This is a genomic window from Pelomonas parva, from assembly GCF_043555835.1.
Taxonomy (GTDB): domain Bacteria; phylum Pseudomonadota; class Gammaproteobacteria; order Burkholderiales; family Burkholderiaceae_C; genus Pelomonas; species Pelomonas parva.
Genome location: NZ_JBIGHV010000003.1, coordinates 567063 through 584187 on the forward strand (window position 1 = coordinate 567063; position 17125 = coordinate 584187).

Consider the following 17125-nt stretch of genomic DNA (forward strand, 5'->3'; position numbering starts at 1 on the left):
CCTGACCAAAAGCGCCCTGCGGGGCGCTTTTTACTTAGACCAGCGAACGATGCAAGCGGATCTCTTCGACGCGCGCACCGCCGACTTCCGTCGTGCGGGCGCTGCCCAGCTCGCGCTTGAAGCCGGCCAGCTCGAAGAAGCGCAGCGCGCGCTCGTTGCGCAGGTAGCACCACAGCGTGGCCTTGGTGCAGCCTTCTTCCTGGAGACCGTCACGCGTGGCATCCCACAGCGCCAGGCCGACGCCCTTGTCCAGGTGCACCGGGTCGGCAAAGATGGCCCAGACCTCGCCGGTCGTGGCCGGCGTGCCCTTGTCGCGCGAACGGTCGAAGCCGGCGAAGCCCATGATCTTGTTGTCCAGATGAGCCACGATGACCTGCGGCTCGCAGAGGTCGATGGCCTCGCGCCAGAAGGCCTGGCGCTTCTGCACCGACATGGCATCCAACGCAGCGGCAGGCAGCAGGCTCTTGTAGGCATCCTGGCTGGCAGCAACGTGGATCTCGGCGATGGCCTTGGCATCGCGCAGGGTGGCGGGGCGAACCTGGATCACGGACATGGAACTTTTTGGGCAGTAGCGCGGGGACGAAAGGGCGGGATTGTCATTGCCCAAGTTCCAAAGCAGGGGCCTTGACAGAATTTTTTCTGGGCGTCCTGTGCTCAAGCCGTCGCTTTCTGCGCCCGGACATGCTCGACGAGACCACGCCTGAGCCACCGCACCGGCGTGCGCTGCAGGCCGCTCAGCAGCGCATGGTCCACCTCGGCACCGCCCAGGTCCGTGGCAAAACGGCTGCCGATCTCGGCGCGTACCTTCAGCAGCAGCTCAGCCGTGACCAGCGCATCGGCCATCGCCCGGTGGGCGCGGCCGCTGAAGCTCAGGTCGTGAAAGCGCACCAGCGCGCCCAGCGAATGGCTGCGTGCCTCGGGCCACAACCGGCGTGACAGCAGCACCGTGCAGGCGAACTGATGCGCCGGGTCGGGCTGGACTTGGGCACGCGCCATCTCGGCCTGCCAGAACCCCCGGTCGAAGGACGCGTTGTGCGCCACCAGCGGGCAGCCGGCCGTGAAGCGGGCCAGCTCACCCATCACCTGCGACGAGTCCGGCGCGCCTGCCAGCATCTCGTTGCTGATGCCGGTCAACGCCTGGATATAGGGCGGCACCCAGGTGCCGCTGTTCATCAGGCTGCTCCAGCGGTCCACCACCTCGCCGCCGCGCACCAGCACGGCTGCAACTTCCGTCGCGCGCCCGCCGCTGGTGGGGCCGAGGCCGGTGGTCTCGAAGTCGACGACGGCAATGGTTTCCATCAAGACTTCTTCAGCGGTGGGTGTTTGACGGCATTCATCGCCAACTTGCGCTCGACGGCTGCATCCAGGTCCACGCCGCCATGGTCGGCGATCTGCACCAGGTAGAGCAGCACGTCCGACAGCTCCTCGCCCAGGTGGCGGCGCTGGTCGTCGCTGAGCTTGACCGACTGCTCGGGCGTCAGCCACTGGAAGATCTCCAGCAGCTCGGCCGCCTCGACCGTCATGGCCATCGCGAGGTTCTTGGGCGTCTGGTAGGGCTGCCAGTCGCGCTCGTCGGCGAAGCGGCGCAAACGCTGCTGGAGGGAGGGAATGTCCATGGTGGAGTTGTCCTATGTATTCAAGACTGTAGTGAAGGTTCAAAGGTAGTCGTAGTGATAGAGGCCGGCCTGCGCTGTGGACAAGGCGAAAAAGTCTTTGCCCGGCAAGGGCTTGCAAACCGCACAAGCCTGTGCGCCGGGATCGGATGAAGGGCGCCGCCGATGCGAACAACTTTGGCGAAGTGCGTTGGCCTGTGGATATCTGGGTGGTTGTCCCAGCGCCATCCACAGGGTTGTGGGCAGCCTTGCTTTACGAGCAACGAGCAAAAAAACCAAAGACTGCCCGGAAAAGCTGCGGCTAGAGTTGCGCTCCCGAATTCGCAGGTGCCGCGCGGCGGTGTCGCCAGGAGAAAACGATGAAATCTCAACTCAACCGCGTCGCCGCAGCCTCGGCGGCGCTGCTCGCCGGCCTGCTGCTGGCCGCCTGCGGTGGCGGCGGCTCCACGGCCGACACGACGCCGCAAGTCAAGATCACGTCGGTCAAGGTCTTCGGCGACAGCATCCAGGACAGCGGCACCTTCGGCTACAAGTTCACCGTCCAGAGCGCCGACAACCTGATCTACGCCGAGCGCATCGCCGCCAACTACGGCCTGGCGCTGTGCAACTTCTACAGCTTCACGGGCACCACCTTCGTCGCCAACACGGCCAAGGCGGGCTGCACTAACTTCTCGATCGGCGGTGGCCGCATCACCTACACCGGCGCCGGTGCCGGCCCGACCAACCCGCTCAACGTCGGCGTGCAACTGGCCACCCATGCCTCGCTGGCCAGCTTCGCGGCGACCGACCTGGTCATCATCGACGGCGGCGGCAACGACGCGGCCGACCTCGTCGGCGCCTACCTGAACATCCCGCGTGACACCGCAGCCGCCTACTCCGCGCTGCTGGCCACGTTGCTGACGCCCACGCAGATCGGCACCGCGCTGGGCGGTGGCGCCACGACGACGGCGCAGATCGGCGCCACCTACATGACGGCGCTGGCCGACAAGTTCTACAACGCCATCAAGGCCAACGTGCTCGACAAGGGCGCGACCCACGTCGTCGTGCTGAACATCCCCGACATCACCTACACGCCGCGCTTCCAGATGGTGCTGGACAGCGTCGCGCTGGCCAGCGGCGGCGGCACGGCCGGCGCGACGGCACGTGCGCAGGCGCAGGCCACTTTCCAGGGCTGGATGGCGGCCTACAACACCCAGCTCGCCGCCAAGTTTGGCAACGACGAGCGCGTGGCCCTCATCGACTTCTACAAGGCCTTCCAGGACCAGGTTGCATCACCCGCCCAGTACGGCCTGACCAACGTCAAGGACCCCGCCTGCCCGCGTACCGGCGTCGGCGCCGATGGCCTGCCCACCTACACCTTCCCGACCTGCACCGCCGCTGCGCTGTCCGCCGCGCCGCCCGTGGGCGTGACAGGCACCGATTGGTGGCAGCGTTATGCCTTCTCCGACGGCTTCCACCCGACGCCCTACGGCCACCAGCTCACGCAGCAGCTGATCGCCAAGGCCCTGGCCACCAAGGGCTGGCTCTGACCCGCGCCCGTCCTTTGGAGATACCCATGAAAACCAAATTTCTCCTCGCCGCCGCCGCCACCCTTCTCGCCAGCAGCGGCGCGTTTGCCCAGTCGGCCGGCAGCTTCATCGTCCATGCCGGCGGCGCGCAGGTCAGCCCGGACGTCGACAGCAGCGACCTGACCGTGCCCAGCCTCGTCGGCACCAAGTTCGACGTGAAGAAGGCCAGCGCCTTCGTCGGCGGCGTCACCTACTTCACGGGCGACCACCTCAGCTTCGACCTGTCCGTCGCCGCGCCGTTCAAGCATGACGTGCTTGGCGCTGGCGCCATCGCCGGCACAGGCCGGCTCGCCACGGTCAAGTCCCAGCCCATCTCGCTGCTGGCGCAGTACCGCTTCGGCAATGCCAGCAGCGCGCTGCGCCCCTTCGTCGGCGCGGGCGTCACCTACCACCACCTGTCTCGGTCCAAGGCCACGGCGGCGCTGTCCGGTATCTCCGGTGGCAGCGCCTCGATGCCGACGACGCTGGCCATGAAGAGCCGCCTGGGCCCGACGGTGGAAGTCGGCGCCGCCTACAACGTCACCCGCGACTGGTCCGCCAGCCTGTCGGTTGGCAAGACCTTGCTGAAGACAACCGGCACGCTGTCGACCGGCCAGACCTTCGAGACCTCGCTGGACCCGGTGACCATCAAGTTCGCCATCGGCTACCGGTTCTGAAAGGCGCCTCATGAAGAAGTTCCTTGCCCTGGCCACGCTGTTGACGGCTTCCTTGGCGGCCTGCGCCCAGGCCGTGCCGACGCTGGCCGATGTCAGGAAAGTGACCGACGACGTCATGGCCAAGGTGGGCAAGGGCGACCTCGAAGGCGGGCTGAAGACATTCAAACCGCTGACGGTCATTCCTGCCTCGGAGTTCGACGCCATGGTGGGTCAGGCCGTCATGCAGTCGCCCATGATGTCGGCGCGCTTCGGCAAGACAATCGGCCATGAGTTCATCAGCGAGGACCGCATCGGCGAGTCGCTCGCCCGCCTTCTCTACATCCAGCGTTTCGAGCAACACGCCATGCGTTGGGTGTTCTACGTCTACCAAGGCAAGACGGGCTGGGTCATCAACACCTTCCGGTTTGATGACAAGTGGCCGGACATGTTCTGAACGACAGAGGTCTCGCGGCCTTCGGCGGGGTTCATATTCCCACCAGCCGTTGCCGCTGAGCGAGCACTGCGGGGCACACTCGCGCCACCCTTTTTCATGGAGTGAGCGATGTTCAAGAAACTGGCTTCCGAGGCCTTGGGCCTCAGCGACATCGGCGTCATCGTGCCCGCCGCCGACTTCAACAAGGTCGATGCCGATGACTACCTCTTCAGCGAGGACGGCGAGAAGATCTTCTTCCTCATCAAGTCCAAGAAGGACGAGTACTGCTTCACCAACCTCGCGCTGGTGCATGTGGACGGTGACTCGGCGGTCTCGTCCAAGCGCGTCATCAAGCGCTACGACTACCTCAGCCATCGCATCAGCCACGTGACGCTGGAGACCGCCGGCACCATCGACATGGACGTCGAGCTGAAGTTCCAGATCGGTGAGGGCAAGCCGTTCAGCATCGACGTGCGCAAGAACTTCATCGAGCCGCTGAAGGACATCTACAAGGCGCTGCACAGCATCGGCAAGCTGCAGGACCGCGATGCGCAGGCGCGCGACATCGCGATGCAATGCCTGGGTGTGACGGGCCAGATGTTCAAGCTGGGCCACGAGGTCAGCGAGGAGCAGGTCAGCCGCCACTACCTGTCGCTGCTCAACACGGTGAACAGCGTGGTGCTGGACAAGCTCAGTCGCAAGGATTTCGGCGGCGTTTTTGAGCGGTATATCCAGAACTAGCGGCGGCGCCCCCGCCAACGTCCTCCGTGCTCACGCCGGAACCGGTCGTCCATCGTCCGGTGGCCAGCAAGCCGGCGCGCGCGCTCACCAAACGAGGATCAGACTTGAAACTAGGGGTGACCCCCGCAGCCGGGGGGAAGGCCCGGCGGGTGGCCGCCGCGATGATCCGGGCCTCATATAGGTGCACAAAAAAGAGGAGCCCGTCATGTCCATTCAAGTCAAATCCGCCGTAGCCATCGGCCTGCTGGGTCTGGCCGCAGCCGCTCAAGCGACCACGGCTGGCGTCACGGTGACGGGCAACACCGCCGGTGTGACCAACGCCGCCTTCGCGGCCGACGGCTTCACGCCGGCCGACTTCACCGACTGGCAGACCAACGCCGGCTGGTGGAACGGCTTCGGCGAGACCATCACCTTCAAGCTGGACCAGTCCTACCACCTGTCGTCGGCTACGGTCACGCTGGACTGGAACGACGTCTACCGCTTCTACGCATCGACCGACGGCGTGAGCTACACGACGCTGTTCACCGTGTCCGGCCTGTTCGACCAGTCGACGGTGAACAGCGGCCAGGTCACCCTTCCCGTCACCTTTGCGCAGACCGCGCTGGCCTACCAGTACGTGCGCGTGCAGGCGCTCTACGGTGACGGCTTCAATTCGGTGGGTGAAGTGAGCTTCAGCGGCACCGCCGCCGCCGTGCCGGAGCCCACCTCGCTGGCCCTCATGCTGGGTGGCATCGGCATCGTCGGCTTCGTGGCGCGCCGTCGTATCGGCCGCTGAGCGACCCGTCGGCGCAAGCGGGTTCAAGCGAAAGGGCTGGGTAACCAGCCCTTTTCGCATTCAGGCGATGCCCACCACCTTGTGCATCTGCACCGACAACCGCCACTGCGGATGCGCCATGCAGTAGGCCACCGCCGCCTTGGTGTGTTCGCGCTGCAGCACCGAGTCCATCGGCTGCAGGAAGAAGTTCTGGAAGTCGAGTCCAGCGAAGCGTTCGGGCTGTGCCAGCGGCTGCGGGTAGACGAGCTTCAGCTCATGGCCCGAGGTCAGCACCAGCGGCGCGTCGGCCTTGGGGCTGACGCAGATCCAGTCCAACCCCGGGGGCGCCGGTTGCGTGCCGTTGGTCTCGACCGCGATCTCGAAGCCGCGCGCGTGCAAGGCGTCGATCAGCGGGGTGTCCAACTGCAGCAGCGGCTCGCCGCCGGTGCACACGACATACGGTTTGCCCCCGCCTGGCCAAGCCTTGGCAATCGCATCTGCCAGCGCATCGGCCGTCGCAAACTTGCCGCCGCCCTCGCCGTCCGTGCCGATGAAATCCGTGTCGCAAAACGTGCAGACGGCCGTCGCGCGGTCCTGCTCACGGCCGGTCCAGAGGTTGCAGCCGGCAAAGCGGCAGAACACCGCCGCGCGGCCGGCCTGGGCGCCTTCGCCCTGCAGCGTGTAGAACAGCTCTTTGACTGAATACGTCATACCGGAATCAACTCTTCGGAGTCAGCCCGGCTGACGATCGCCCCCGAGCCGCGCGTCTCGTACAGGTCCACGCGGTCGATCTGCGGCAGCACGCCGCCACCCTCGCGCAGCACCCACGCGGCAATGCTCGCCGCATCGCCATCGGGCAGCCCCGCAATCTCGTACAGCGGGTGATGGTCCAGCCGCTTGAAGATGGGATTGAACAAGCTCTTCACATCGCCGAAGTCCACCGTCCAGCCCATCACCTGGTCCAGCGGCGCGGCCAGGTGCAGGCGCAGCGTGAACGTGTGGCCATGCGTGCCGGCCAGCGGATGGCCGCCGGGCGCGTGCTTCAGCCTAACGGCACTGTCCAGCGTCATTTCCTTCCAGATGCGGTAGCTCTGGCCGTTGAAGTTGGCGCCGCTGGAGCCGGTCTCGTAGACGGTCACCCAGCTCAGCTCGGGCAGCACGGGCTTCAGCCGGTCCCACAGCCAGGCCGAGATGTTCTCGCTGGTGGGGTTCTGCAGGCCGGCGATGTCGTTCAGGCAGCGGTAGTTCAGCGCGAAGTGCAGCGGTGCCCATACCTCGTCGAGGTGGTCGTAGTCGATGGCGAGGTCGCGCTCGCCGAGGTCGGTGTTGGCATGCAGGATGACCTCGAAGCCATGGCCGTGCATGCGGCCGCACTGGTGGCCGGCCGGCACGTTGGGCAGCTGGTGCGCAGCCTGGAAGCGGTAGCGGCGCCACACATGGGCGTGGCCCGCGCCGTCCAGGTCCACGCCGCTGTGCGCGGTGCTCTGCACGCCGACCTGCACGATGCCCGGCACGGCCAGGCGCGTGCGCACCCAGCGGGCGAGGTTCTCGTCGGTGGGCTCGCTGAGGTGGTCGTTCAGCAGCGCATGGTCCAGCGGCGCGGCGACCTCGCCGATGCGCGCCCGCAGCGCCTCGACCTCGCCACCGGGAAAAGCGGCCCAGCCGGCGGGCAGCGCCGCACGCACGGTGGCGAAATAGCTGTGGCCGTGCAGGCCGTGGCTGCGGTGCAAGGGGGGCAATGCGGGAATGCGGCAGGCCGACTCGAAGCCGGCGGAGGCGCAGTGGAGGACCGAAACTGACATGCTCCCGATTGTCCCCTCACCGCTTGACTTGAAGTGGGCTTGAGCTTTTAGGCTGCACGCCATGATTCTTTCTGACCCCGTGACCGCCCCGCCCGACAAGCTCTTCGCCCCCGGCCGCAGCGCTGCCTGCATCGGCGCCGTGGCGCTGATCTCCATGCTGGCCTTCGAGTCCATCGCCGTCGCCACCGCCATGCCCGCCGTGGCCGGCGCGCTCAACGGCCTGCCGCTGTACGCGCTGGCCTTCGGCGCGACGCTGGCGACCTCGGTGCTGGGCATGACGGCCGCCGGCCAGCTCTGCGACAAGCGCGGGCCCCACAGCGCCGCGCTGGCGGGGCTGGCTGCCTTTCTCGCCGGACTATTGCTGGCCGGCTTCGCCACCTCGATGACGGCGCTGGTCGCGGGCCGCGCGCTGCAAGGTCTGGGCAGCGGCGTGCTGGGCGTGACGCTCTATGTCGGCGTCGGCCGTGTCGTGCCGCAGGCGCTGCACCCCAAGCTGTTCGCGCTGTTCGCCGGCGCCTGGGTCGTGCCGGGGCTGGTCGGGCCGGCGCTGGCCTCCTTCCTCGTGCAGGGCCTGGGCTGGCGCTCGGTCTTCCTGGCCGTGGCCGCCGCCGTGCCGGTGGCGGCGATGCTGATACTGCCGGCCCTCAGGCGCGTGGGCTCGGGGACGGGCGAGGTGTTGCGCTGGGGTGCCATGGGCTGGGCCCTGCTGGCCAGCGCGGGCGCATTGGCCTTGCACGGCGCCAGCCAGCAGACCGGCATCGGCGCCGGGCTGCTGTTTGCCGCCGGGCTGGCAGGCGCGGGCTTCGCGGCCAGGCGCCTGCTGCCGGCGGGCACGCTGACGGCCGCGCGCGGCCTGCCCACGGTCATCCTGCTGCGCGGCCTGATCGCGGCGGCCTTCGCCAGCTCGGAGGCCTTCCTGCCGCTGCTGTTGACCGGCCACTTCGGCTGGAGCCTGACGCAGGCCGGCATCGCGCTCAGCGCCGGCGCGGTGACCTGGAGCATCGGCAGCGCCGTGCAAGCCCGCGTGCGCAGCGAGGCCGCGCGGCGCCGCCTGCTGCCAGCCGGCTTTGCGCTGGCCGCCGCCGGCCTGGCCGTCGTCATGGCGCCGCTGCTGTCGGCGGTGCTACCGGCGGGGCTGGTGCTGCTGGGCTGGGTGGGCGTGGGGCTGGGCATCGGGCTGTCGTTCCCGATGCTGTCGGTGCTGCTGCTCAAGCTGTCGCCGCCCAAGGAGCAGGGCAGCAACACGTCTGCGCTGCAACTGGCCGACGCCCTCGTCAGCAGCGCCGCGCTGGCCTGCGCCGGCCTGCTGTTCGACCCCGCCACGCGCCAGGTCTTGCCTGTGCTGCTGATGGCCTGCGCGCTGGCCGCAGCGGCGTCGGCGCTCAGCCCGCGCGCGCTGCGCTGAGGCGCAGCCGCTGCCTTGCCCACGGCAGCACCGCCAGACCGGCCAGCATCAGCGCATAGCTGGCCGGCTCGGGCACCGGCGCCGTCATGAAGCGGCCCGAGGCCGAGGCATAACTGAGGCCTTCGGGCAGGTCCCAGCTGAAGCGCCCGGTGTGCGAATAGTCGGCCACGGCGCCGCCTTCGGCGAAGGTCGTCAGCGAGGCGTAGATGTAGAGCTTCAGCGACTCGCCCTGCCCGGGGAGCTGGAAGGTGTTGGTGATCTCGCGCGACTGGTTCTTTACATCGAGGTAGGTCGCCGTGCGCCAGCCTTCTGGGTTGGTGCCGATGTAGAAATAGCTGTAGGCCGCCGCGCCGCTCCACCACTTGCCGCGCGTCGTCGTGCCGTTGACGGACCAGTGCCAGGGAATGGCGATGCCCTCGATGTCCGCGCCGCCCTCCAGCGTGATCGTGTCGTGGTACCAGACCTCGGCGCTGGTGCCCCAGTTGCAGTGCAGCAGGTCCGGCCGGCAGCCCCTGGGCAGCGTCGGGTTGTTGCTGGACCAGGCAAGGGCGTGCAGCGAGCCGTCGATGAGCGACGCACTGGCTTCGGCCTTCACGTTCACGTTGGCAAAGCTGTTGGCGGCAGCGGCCTGGCCGAGGCCACCCGTCGTCGAGCCGCCGGCCGAGGCGTAGACGCCGGTGGTGCCGGTGGGTTGACGCGCGGTTGCGGTCAGCGAGGTGGAGGCCAGCAGCAGGGAGATCAGCAGCGGTTTCATGTCGATGTGTGGGTGGGGTTGCGAACGGGCCGCAGTGTGTTTTTGCGGCCCGCTGTCACACATCGCCCGTGAAGAGCCATGGCCCTGGCCCGCGCGCATGGCTCTTCACGGGCGATGCGCCGCCGGGCCTGGCGGCCGACGATGCCGGCCATCCCAACGCAACACCCAACGCCCATGACCGCCCCCCACCCCCGCACCACGCCGCTCACCTTGCTGGTCGCGCTGGCCGGCTTCTTCCTGCTGGCCGACGGCGCCCAGGCGCAGGCGCAGCAACGCCGCCTCGTGCTCGATATCGAGCTGCAACGCCAGGGCCCCGTGCAGGCCGGCGCCGACCGGGGCGAGCAGAAGCTCAGCCAGCGCTGGCAGCTCAGCGCGCTGCTGCAGAGCGACGGCACACCGATTCCCTACAACCCGCTAGACCCGGACGACCACCGCCGCCAGTTGCAGGCCGCCCAGTCCGCCCAGCGCATGGCCAGCGCCGCGCCCGTGGTGCCCATGCCCGACGTGGCCGCGATGCAGGCCCAGGCGCAGGCGCTGATGGCCCGCTGCGGCCAGGACCGTGAATGCCTGATGCGCGAAGCCTCGGCGCTGACGGCCGCTACCATGCCCGCGTCCGCCCAGGGCCGTTTGCAGGCCTACGGCAACGCGGCTGCTGCCTGCGAACGCCAACCCGCCGGCAAGGCCCGCACGGCCTGTCAGGCCGAAGCGCGCCGCCAGGCCGGCGGGGGCGTCGATGCGCCGGAGGACAGCGGCCCGGCGACGCCCTATCTGCTGTTCACCGGGGTCATGTCTTGCGGCCTGCAGCTCACCGCGAAGCTGGACGACCGCGTGCAGGGCCGCTTCAACGACGTGCAGGGCGTCGTCTCGTACACCGAAACCTCACAAGGCCAGGAGACCCGCCGCGACGACCTGCCCTGCCCGACGCTGCAGGCGGTGCTGGACACCCGCAATGGCCGGCTGTGGACGGCGCTGGGGACCGTGCCGCAGGACGTTCAGGGCGTGCGCACCCGCGAGGAAACCAACCGCCGCCCGCAGCGCCACGAGGGGCGCCTCGGCCTGCGCTGGCTGGAGGCGCAGGCCTGGCTGCAGCAGCGGCTGGTGCAGCTCACCTCGGAAGGCCAGGATCAGGCGCGGCTGCCCGCCGGCGCCGGCCAGGCGGAGATCAAGCTGAAATGGAGCTTCCGGCCGGCTTGATCTGAGAGGGGCTGCGGGCTACTCCACCTCGCCGAAACCGAAGAACGGCATGGCGAGGGCAAAGCAGCTCATGAGCGCCGCGACAAGCGCGAACCGGCGCACCATCACCTTGTTGGCACTCAGGCTGCCGGGCTTGTCATGGGCTTGAACCGCCAAACCGACGACAAAGGACGGGAAGGTGGACAGCGCCGAGCCGAACCACATGCTTTCGAACCAGTCGGGAAACCTGGGGTAGACCCAACCGCCCAGGGCGCCGATGACCTGGCCGGCCACCACCACGACGGAGAGTGCCCGGATGGGTTGCAGGTCGGCCCAGCTGTACTCAAACCCGAAGGGCGTTTCCCTCATGCGCCCGGCGGCACCCTGGCATCCGTCGCCCGCCGCTGGCGCCGCGACGCGGCCGAGCGCAGGTGAACGAGCGACTCCACGCGCTTGAGCAGCTCGCGGTCGTTCCAGGGCTTCTTGAAGATGCCGTAGACGCCTTCGATCTGGCCCACGCGGCCGTGCAGCTCGTCGTGGCCGGTGATGGCGATGACGGGCAGGTCCTCGGTCGTGAGGCTGCCGTGCACGTCGGCGATCAGCTCGAAGCCGTCCTTGTTGGGCATTTCCAGGTCGGTGATCAGCACGGCGATCTCGGGCTTGGCGTCCAGCTCGGCCATGGCCTCGTTGCCGTCGTTGACCTGCACGACCGTGAAGCCCGCGCCTTCGAGCAGGCGCTTGAGCTTGGTGCGCACCACCGCCGAGTCGTCGGCGATGAGGACGGTAGGCGGGCCTTCGGGCACGACCGGCGCGGCCGACGGCGGCTGCATCGGCGTGGGCGCGGTGACGAAGGCACTGGCCATGGACGGGCCACCCACGCCGCCCGGAAGCGGTGGCAGCACGACCGGCGTTTGGGTCGTGCGGGGCCGGGCCTGGGGCGGGCGCTGCGGCGGCGTGTAGTCGCTCGGCGGGCGGTAGTCGTCACGCTTGAAGATGGCGACGAGCAGCACACCGATGGCGACCGGTATCGCGAACAGCACCGGCATCAGGTAGGCGCCCAGCAACTCCTGCAGCTCGTGAAACATCGACTCCATCCCCGGCGTGAAACAGGCGGCAGCCTAACACCCGCCACCACGGCACACCACCGAGGAAAGCCGGCATTTGTCGGCGGTTGGACGGCTTTGCGTCAGAAGGTCAGTACAAAGCAGGCGCCGCCGCCGGGGCGCTTGGCGTGGCGTACCGTGCCGCCCAGGCCGTGAACGAGCTGGCGCACGACGGCCAGGCCCACGCCGCTGCCGCCCTCGCGGGTCGTGAAGAAGGGCGTGAAGATGCGCTGCTCCAGCCCCGGCGCCACACCCGGACCGTTGTCGGCCACCGTCAGCCGCAGCCGTGCGCCACGGCTCAGGCGGGCGTCGATGCTCAGCTTCGGCGCGGGCCGGCCGGCGCAGGCCTGCAGCGCGTTCTGGGCCAGGTTGATGAGCACCTGCTCCAGCTGGGCCGCGTCGGTGCGCAGCGCCAGCGTCTCGGGCTCCACGCTCAGCGTCACCGTGCCACCCGTAGCCTCCCAGGCCGGTTCCACCAGCCGCTGCACGGCTTGCAGCAGCGGCAGGAGCGGCGTGTCGGCCAGCGTCGGCGCGGGTGGCTGGCTGACGCTGCGGTAGCGCTCGACAAAGCCCTGCAGATGCGCCGCGCGCCGCGCCAGCGCCGCGAGCGCCGCCTGCAGCTCCTCGTGCTCGCCCGCTTCCAGCAAGGCCGGCGCGCTGCCGGCCAGCGACGCGATGGGCGTCAGTGAATTCATGATCTCGTGCGTCAGCACCTGCACCAGCTGGCGCCAGGCCACGAGCGTCTCGGTCTCCAGCTCCGACTCGATGGGCGCCAGTGCGGCGAGCCGCCAGGCCTCGCCCTGCACCGTCAGCGCCGAGGTGGCCAGCACGGCGCGCTCCTGGCCATGCTCGGTGGGCAGCGTGACGACGCGCCGGCCGGGTTCAGCGTCCAGCAGCGCCAGCAGCGCGGCGGGCTCGACGGCGCGGCCGGGGGCGATGAGGCGGCGGGCAGCGGCGTTCAGCGCCAGCGGCGGGCTGCCGGCGGTGAGGCGCCACAGCGCCAGCGGCGCATGCTCCAGCGCGGCGTCCAGGTCGGGCCGGGGTGCGGGCGGAGGTTCCGGCGGCAGCGGCGTGGGGCGGTGGGTGAGGCGGGTCAGCGCGACCCAGCCGAAGGCGGCGGCGAGGAGGCCGGCCAGCGCGCAGGCGACCAGCAGGCGTGGGGAATCGAGCGACATGGCGGCACCGGCCGAACTCGCCGTCAGCACCAGCACGGCGGCGACGACGCGGGAGCGCTCAAAGCCCATGTTTGTCCAGCTTGCGGTACAGCGCCGCGCGGCTGACGCCCAGCAGCTTGGCGGCCTGGCTGATGTTGCCGTCGGCCTGGGCCAGCGCGGCCTGCACGGCCTCGCGCTCGCGCTGGGCGAGGTCCAGGCCTTGTTCCAGGGTGGGCGCCACCTCCGGAAGGCCGAAGTCCGCGAACGTGAACACCGGCCCGCGCGCCAGCAGCGACGCGCGCTCGCAGGCCTGGCGCAGCTCGCGCACGTTGCCGGGCCAGCGGTAGGCGGTGAGCCTGGCCAGCGCATCGGGCGTCAGCTCGGCCGCGCGTTTCGCAAACTGCGCCAGGTAGTGCCGCAGCAGCAGCGCGATGTCACCCGCGCCGCGCTCGCGCAGCGGCGGCACGCGCAGCACCACGGTGTTCAGGCGGTAGAGCAGGTCGGGCCGGAAGCGCTTGGCGTCGAACAGCTCGGCCTCGGCCACGTTGGTGGCGGCCAGCACGCGCACGTCGACCGGCACCGGCTTGTCGCTGCCCAGCGGCGTCACCTCGCGGCGCTCCAGCGCGGCCAGCAGCTTGGCCTGCTGCGCCAGCGGCAGGTTGCCGATCTCGTCGAGAAACAGCGTGCCGCCCGCCGCCGCGACGAAGCGCCCGGGCCGCGACTCGCGCGCATCGGTGAAGCTGCCGCGTTTGTGGCCGAACAGCTCGCTCTCCACCAGCGACTCGGGCAGCGAGCCCATGTCCACGGCCAGCAGCGGCCCGGTCGCGCGTGGCGACGCGCGGTGCAGCGCGCGCGCCACCAGCTCCTTGCCCACACCGTTCTCGCCAAGGATGAGCACGCTGGCTTCGCTGGCGCCGACTTGCGCGATCTGCGCGCGCAGCGACTGCATCGCGGCCGAGTCGCCCAGCAGCTCGCCCACCGCAGGCGCCGGTGCTCGCCGTGCCAGCGCGGCCTGCACGCAGGCGAGCAGCCGCTCGTTCGCCCAGGGCTTGGTGATGAAGTCCACCGCGCCGGCCTTCAGCGCCTGCACGGCCAGCTCGACCTCGGCATAGGCCGTCATGACAATGACCGCCGGCGTATCGCGGCGCTCGACGACCTCGCGCAGCAGCGCCAGCCCCGCCGCGCCATCGCTGGCGCCGGGGGCGAAGTTCATGTCCAGCAGCAGCACGTCGGGCCGGGTCTCATCCAGCGCGGCCATCAGCTCGGCGGGCGAGTGGCGCACGGCCACGGGCGCCAACTTGCGCAGTGCCAGCCGCGCTGCCAGGGCCACGTCGGGGTCGTCGTCGAGGATGAGGATCATGAGAGGGCGCGACTCTAAGCGCCCCCCTGCGCCCGGACAAGGCGGTGTCCGGAAGCGGACAGTGCGGGTGTCCGCAAGTGGACGTTCTTCGCGTGGATGAGCCACCTTTCCCGGGGGAAACCGTCTGGCCCGCCTCTTGCAGAAAGCGATGCCATGACGCTGCTCACCTCCTCCACCCCCTGGCGCGGCGCCTGGCGACAGCTGCGCGCCGAGCCAGGCCCGGCGGCCCTCGTCATCGCCGGCCTGGCGCTGGGCCTGGCGCTCGCGCTGCTGACGGCCAGCTTCCTGCAGGACACGCTGTGGCCCGACGGCGACCTGCCCGAGCGCGACCGGCTCGTCACCTTCGAGTTCCGCGCGCGCGGCCCTGGCGGCATCACCACCGAGTGGTTCGGCGACGTGCCCTCGGTACCGCTGGCTGCGGGGCTGCGCGACACCGGCGCGCCGGTCGGCGCCATGAGCCGCGTGCTGGGAACGCAGCTGCTCTCACAGGCCGCAGATGACCAAGGCGGGCAGCGCAGCGCGCGGCTGAACATCGCGCTGGCCGATGCCGATGTGCAAGCCCTGTTTGGCATGCGCCCCTTGGCGGGCGACTTCGCGGCGGCGCTGTCGACGCCCGAAGGCGTCGCGCTGACGGCGCAGGCGGCCGAGCGGCTGTTCGGCACCCAGAGCGCGCTGGGCCGCACGTTCACGATCTCGCTGCCGCCGATGCCCGACGGCTCGCCTGCCGGCCAGTACGCGCTGACCGTGAAGGCGGTGCTGCCCAACCCCAACCTGAATGGCACGCTGGTGTTCGATGCCCTCGCCGGCTTCCACGCGCCGGCCGCCAAGGCCTACCTGAAGATCTCGGACCACTGGTACCAGCCCAACGGCCGCCTGTTCGCCCGCCTGCAGCCCGGCGCCACGCCCGAGCAGCTGACCGGCCTGGCGCAGCGGCTGGCCGACCAGCAACCGCTGCCGCCCGGCTTCCCCTCCGACTTCCTGAAGGGCGGCGGCAAGGCGGCCTACCTGCGCGCGCTGCCGGTGCCAGACATCGGCCTGCACGGTGCGGGCAGCCCGCAGCGCCGGCTGCAGCTGGGCAGCCTCGCGGCGGCGGCCGCCGCGGTGCTTGCGCTGGCCGTCATCAACTTCGTCAACCTGTGGAGCGTGCGCACGCTCAAGCGCCAGCGCGAGATCGGCCTGCGCAAGTCGCTGGGCGCAGACGGCCGGCAGCTGGCCACCCAGTTCTTCGTCGAGGCGGTCGCCGTCGCGGGCCTGGCCGGCCTGGCTGGCCTGCTGCTGGCCTGGTGGGCCACGCCCTGGGCCGAGGTGCTGATGCAGCGCCAGTTCAGCGCGCCGGTGCTCAGCACCGCCATGGTGGCGCTGACCGCGCTGCTGTGCGTGGCCATCGCCGCGGTCAGCGCGCTGCCGCTGACCCTCATCGCGCTGCGTGTGCGGCCGGCCGAGTCACTGGCCGGTCGCAGCCACAACGAGGGCGCCGCCAGCCGCTGGCTGCGCCGGCTCATGACGACGCTGCAGTTCAGCGCCGCTGCAGTGTTCGCGTCGCTGGCGCTCACGGTGCTGTGGCAGGCCCGGCATGCCGGCGTCATGCCGCGCGGCTTCGACGTGGAGGACCGTGTGGCCGTGGACCTGCCCTGGCTGGCCCAGCCCGCGCAGACGATGGCCCTCGTCGAGCAGGTGCGCCGCTGGCCCGAGGTCATTGCCGTCGCCGCGGCCGACGATGTGCCGGGGCGCGACTTCTCCAGCTGGTACGGCGAGTTCCGCGGCGTGGGCGGCAGGTCGACGAGCCTGCGCATCGGGGTGGACTTCACGCCGGGCTATCTGCAGGTGTACGGCATGCGCGTCGTTGCCGGCCGGCTGTCGGCCGACCATGTGGCCGAGGCCGCGCAGCGCGCCGTCGTGCTGGACCGCAGCGCCGTTCAAGCGCTCGGCTTTGCCAGCCCCGAGGCCGCCGTGGGCCAGCAGCTGGGCACGGCGCCCAACATCGACGGCGGGCAGCCCGCCACGGTCGTGGCGGTCATCGACGACATCCGGCTGGAAGGCCCGCGCAGCCCACCCCAGCCGCACGCCATCCGGCCCGTGGTGGAGCGCGGCGCGGGCGTCATCGGCGTGCACACGCGCGACTCGCAGGCCACCCGCGCGAAGCTGGCGGTGCTGGTGCGCGAGCGCTTTCCGGACGTCCACGTCGACGCACTGCCGGTGCGCGACATGCTGCTGCAGAAGGTGGCCGACGATGCGCGGCTGGGCCGCCTGATCGCCATCGCCGGCCTGCTGGCGCTGGGCCTGGCGGCCGTGGGCATCTACGCGCTGGCCGCCTACACGCTGCGCCGTCGCGAGCGTGAGATCGTGCTGCGCAAGCTTCATGGGGCCGGGGCCGGTGCGGTGGCGGGACTGCTGGTGCGCGAGTTCGCCGGCGTGCTGGCCGTGGCCTGCGCGATCGCGCTGCCGGTGGCGGCCTGGCTGTCGCAGCGCTACCTCGCGGACTTCGTCGAACGCGCGCCCGTGGGGCCGGGGTCGGCGTGGGTGTTGCTGGCGTCCGTGGCGCTGCTGGCGTTGGTCACGGCGGTGGCCGTGGCCCGGCACCTGCGCGCGGCACTCGCCATCCGACCCTTGCAAGCGCTGCGCGGCTGAGC

At 70.1% G+C, this 17125-nt stretch carries 18 protein-coding genes; 8 read left to right on the forward strand and 10 right to left on the reverse strand.

Going from position 1 to position 17125, the window contains the following annotated elements; genetic code table 11:
• Nucleotides 1-34 precede the first annotated feature (34 nt).
• The 3 genes from ACG00Y_RS10005 to ACG00Y_RS10015 all read right to left on the reverse strand — a co-directional run bounded on the left by ACG00Y_RS10005 (nt 35) and on the right by ACG00Y_RS10015 (nt 1616).
• Entirely contained in the window at nt 35-553 is a 519-nt protein-coding gene (locus ACG00Y_RS10005; RefSeq protein ID WP_394478351.1) for a GNAT family N-acetyltransferase, read from the reverse strand.
• Between the two features lie 101 nt (nt 554-654).
• Nucleotides 655-1299, reverse strand: coding sequence for a 3'-5' exonuclease (locus ACG00Y_RS10010; RefSeq protein ID WP_394478353.1), 645 nt, complete (start codon nt 1297-1299; stop codon nt 655-657).
• The gene (locus ACG00Y_RS10015) at nt 1299-1616 is read right to left on the reverse strand and encodes a nucleotide pyrophosphohydrolase (RefSeq protein ID WP_394478355.1); all 318 of its coding nucleotides are present in this window, start codon (nt 1614-1616) and stop codon (nt 1299-1301) included. Before ACG00Y_RS10015 ends, ACG00Y_RS10010 begins: the two co-directional genes overlap by 1 nt.
• A 356-nt stretch (nt 1617-1972) precedes the next feature.
• Here ACG00Y_RS10015 and ACG00Y_RS10020 point away from each other — a divergent pair, with 356 nt between their 5' ends.
• The 5 genes from ACG00Y_RS10020 (at nt 1973) to ACG00Y_RS10040 (ending at nt 5765) form a co-directional block, all read left to right on the forward strand.
• Nucleotides 1973-3142, forward strand: a complete 1170-nt coding sequence (locus ACG00Y_RS10020; RefSeq protein WP_394478357.1) for an SGNH/GDSL hydrolase family protein — start codon at nt 1973-1975, stop codon at nt 3140-3142.
• A gap of 26 nt (nt 3143-3168) precedes the next feature.
• Nucleotides 3169-3837 carry an OmpW/AlkL family protein gene (locus tag ACG00Y_RS10025; RefSeq protein ID WP_394478358.1) on the forward strand — a complete coding sequence of 223 codons (669 nt, stop codon included), beginning with the start codon at nt 3169-3171 and terminating at the stop codon, nt 3835-3837.
• A 10-nt stretch (nt 3838-3847) separates the two neighbouring features.
• Complete coding sequence (locus ACG00Y_RS10030; protein WP_394478360.1) at nt 3848-4270, forward strand: hypothetical protein; 423 nt, start codon at nt 3848-3850, stop codon at nt 4268-4270.
• Nucleotides 4271-4378: 108 nt separating this feature from the next.
• On the forward strand, nt 4379-4990 hold the full coding sequence (locus ACG00Y_RS10035; protein ID WP_394478362.1) for a PH domain-containing protein: 612 nt from the start codon (nt 4379-4381) through the stop codon (nt 4988-4990).
• A gap of 205 nt (nt 4991-5195) precedes the next feature.
• Complete coding sequence (locus ACG00Y_RS10040; RefSeq protein ID WP_394478364.1) at nt 5196-5765, forward strand: PEP-CTERM sorting domain-containing protein; 570 nt, start codon at nt 5196-5198, stop codon at nt 5763-5765.
• A gap of 60 nt (nt 5766-5825) precedes the next feature.
• Here ACG00Y_RS10040 and queE read toward each other — a convergent pair whose 3' ends face one another.
• Together queE and ACG00Y_RS10050 are read right to left on the reverse strand one after the other, a co-directional pair.
• On the reverse strand, nt 5826-6455 hold the full coding sequence (queE, locus tag ACG00Y_RS10045; protein ID WP_394478366.1) for a 7-carboxy-7-deazaguanine synthase: 630 nt from the start codon (nt 6453-6455) through the stop codon (nt 5826-5828).
• Nucleotides 6452-7720 (reverse strand): 6-carboxytetrahydropterin synthase, encoded by a 1269-nt coding sequence (locus ACG00Y_RS10050; protein WP_394478368.1) that lies wholly within the window; start codon nt 7718-7720, stop codon nt 6452-6454. The genes queE and ACG00Y_RS10050 overlap by 4 nt, the downstream gene beginning before the upstream one ends.
• Here ACG00Y_RS10050 and ACG00Y_RS10055 point away from each other — a divergent pair.
• Nucleotides 7608-8951, forward strand: coding sequence for an MFS transporter (locus tag ACG00Y_RS10055; protein WP_394478370.1), 1344 nt, complete (start codon nt 7608-7610; stop codon nt 8949-8951). The two genes, ACG00Y_RS10050 and ACG00Y_RS10055, sit on opposite strands and share 113 nt — an antisense overlap.
• On the opposite strand, the gene ACG00Y_RS10060 is transcribed toward ACG00Y_RS10055, so the two are convergent.
• Complete coding sequence (locus tag ACG00Y_RS10060; protein WP_394478372.1) at nt 8929-9705, reverse strand: PEP-CTERM sorting domain-containing protein; 777 nt, start codon at nt 9703-9705, stop codon at nt 8929-8931. The genes ACG00Y_RS10055 and ACG00Y_RS10060 overlap by 23 nt on opposite strands.
• Nucleotides 9706-9879: 174 nt before the next feature.
• On the opposite strand from ACG00Y_RS10060, the gene ACG00Y_RS10065 reads away from it, so the two are divergent.
• Nucleotides 9880-10899 carry a hypothetical protein gene (locus tag ACG00Y_RS10065; protein WP_394478373.1) on the forward strand — a complete coding sequence of 340 codons (1020 nt, stop codon included), beginning with the start codon at nt 9880-9882 and terminating at the stop codon, nt 10897-10899.
• An 18-nt stretch (nt 10900-10917) separates the two neighbouring features.
• Here the strand turns inward: ACG00Y_RS10065 and ACG00Y_RS10070 are convergent, their stop codons facing one another.
• From ACG00Y_RS10070 to ACG00Y_RS10085, 4 genes are all read right to left on the reverse strand, one after another.
• Nucleotides 10918-11247, reverse strand: a complete 330-nt coding sequence (locus ACG00Y_RS10070) for a hypothetical protein (RefSeq protein ID WP_394478375.1) — start codon at nt 11245-11247, stop codon at nt 10918-10920.
• Complete coding sequence (locus tag ACG00Y_RS10075) at nt 11244-11963, reverse strand: response regulator (protein ID WP_394478377.1); 720 nt, start codon at nt 11961-11963, stop codon at nt 11244-11246. The genes ACG00Y_RS10070 and ACG00Y_RS10075 overlap by 4 nt, the downstream gene beginning before the upstream one ends.
• A gap of 101 nt (nt 11964-12064) precedes the next feature.
• Nucleotides 12065-13225, reverse strand: coding sequence for a sensor histidine kinase (locus ACG00Y_RS10080; protein WP_394478379.1), 1161 nt, complete (start codon nt 13223-13225; stop codon nt 12065-12067).
• Complete coding sequence (locus ACG00Y_RS10085; RefSeq protein ID WP_394478381.1) at nt 13215-14495, reverse strand: sigma-54-dependent transcriptional regulator; 1281 nt, start codon at nt 14493-14495, stop codon at nt 13215-13217. Before ACG00Y_RS10085 ends, ACG00Y_RS10080 begins: the two co-directional genes overlap by 11 nt.
• Before the next feature lie 153 nt (nt 14496-14648).
• Between ACG00Y_RS10085 and ACG00Y_RS10090 the strand changes: the two genes are divergently transcribed.
• Entirely contained in the window at nt 14649-17123 is a 2475-nt protein-coding gene (locus ACG00Y_RS10090) for an FtsX-like permease family protein (protein WP_394478383.1), read from the forward strand.
• Nucleotides 17124-17125 lie beyond the last annotated feature (2 nt).

What these genes read in the sequence shown, in the direction of transcription:
- ACG00Y_RS10005 (WP_394478351.1), bottom strand. Translation starts at nt 553, where the DNA reads ATGTCCGTGATCCAGGTTCGCCCCGCCACCCTGCGCGATGCCAAGGCC.
- ACG00Y_RS10010 (WP_394478353.1), bottom strand. Translation starts at nt 1,299, where the DNA reads ATGGAAACCATTGCCGTCGTCGACTTCGAGACCACCGGCCTCGGCCCC.
- ACG00Y_RS10015 (WP_394478355.1), bottom strand. Translation starts at nt 1,616, where the DNA reads ATGGACATTCCCTCCCTCCAGCAGCGTTTGCGCCGCTTCGCCGACGAG.
- ACG00Y_RS10020 (WP_394478357.1), top strand. Translation starts at nt 1,973, where the DNA reads ATGAAATCTCAACTCAACCGCGTCGCCGCAGCCTCGGCGGCGCTGCTC.
- ACG00Y_RS10025 (WP_394478358.1), top strand. Translation starts at nt 3,169, where the DNA reads ATGAAAACCAAATTTCTCCTCGCCGCCGCCGCCACCCTTCTCGCCAGC.
- ACG00Y_RS10030 (WP_394478360.1), top strand. Translation starts at nt 3,848, where the DNA reads ATGAAGAAGTTCCTTGCCCTGGCCACGCTGTTGACGGCTTCCTTGGCG.
- ACG00Y_RS10035 (WP_394478362.1), top strand. Translation starts at nt 4,379, where the DNA reads ATGTTCAAGAAACTGGCTTCCGAGGCCTTGGGCCTCAGCGACATCGGC.
- ACG00Y_RS10040 (WP_394478364.1), top strand. Translation starts at nt 5,196, where the DNA reads ATGTCCATTCAAGTCAAATCCGCCGTAGCCATCGGCCTGCTGGGTCTG.
- queE (WP_394478366.1), bottom strand. Translation starts at nt 6,455, where the DNA reads ATGACGTATTCAGTCAAAGAGCTGTTCTACACGCTGCAGGGCGAAGGC.
- ACG00Y_RS10055 (WP_394478370.1), top strand. Translation starts at nt 7,608, where the DNA reads ATGATTCTTTCTGACCCCGTGACCGCCCCGCCCGACAAGCTCTTCGCC.
- ACG00Y_RS10050 (WP_394478368.1), bottom strand. Translation starts at nt 7,720, where the DNA reads ATGGACTCGAAGGCCAGCATGGAGATCAGCGCCACGGCGCCGATGCAG.
- ACG00Y_RS10060 (WP_394478372.1), bottom strand. Translation starts at nt 9,705, where the DNA reads ATGAAACCGCTGCTGATCTCCCTGCTGCTGGCCTCCACCTCGCTGACC.
- ACG00Y_RS10065 (WP_394478373.1), top strand. Translation starts at nt 9,880, where the DNA reads ATGACCGCCCCCCACCCCCGCACCACGCCGCTCACCTTGCTGGTCGCG.
- ACG00Y_RS10070 (WP_394478375.1), bottom strand. Translation starts at nt 11,247, where the DNA reads ATGAGGGAAACGCCCTTCGGGTTTGAGTACAGCTGGGCCGACCTGCAA.
- ACG00Y_RS10075 (WP_394478377.1), bottom strand. Translation starts at nt 11,963, where the DNA reads ATGTTTCACGAGCTGCAGGAGTTGCTGGGCGCCTACCTGATGCCGGTG.
- ACG00Y_RS10080 (WP_394478379.1), bottom strand. Translation starts at nt 13,225, where the DNA reads ATGGGCTTTGAGCGCTCCCGCGTCGTCGCCGCCGTGCTGGTGCTGACG.
- ACG00Y_RS10085 (WP_394478381.1), bottom strand. Translation starts at nt 14,495, where the DNA reads ATGATCCTCATCCTCGACGACGACCCCGACGTGGCCCTGGCAGCGCGG.
- ACG00Y_RS10090 (WP_394478383.1), top strand. Translation starts at nt 14,649, where the DNA reads ATGACGCTGCTCACCTCCTCCACCCCCTGGCGCGGCGCCTGGCGACAG.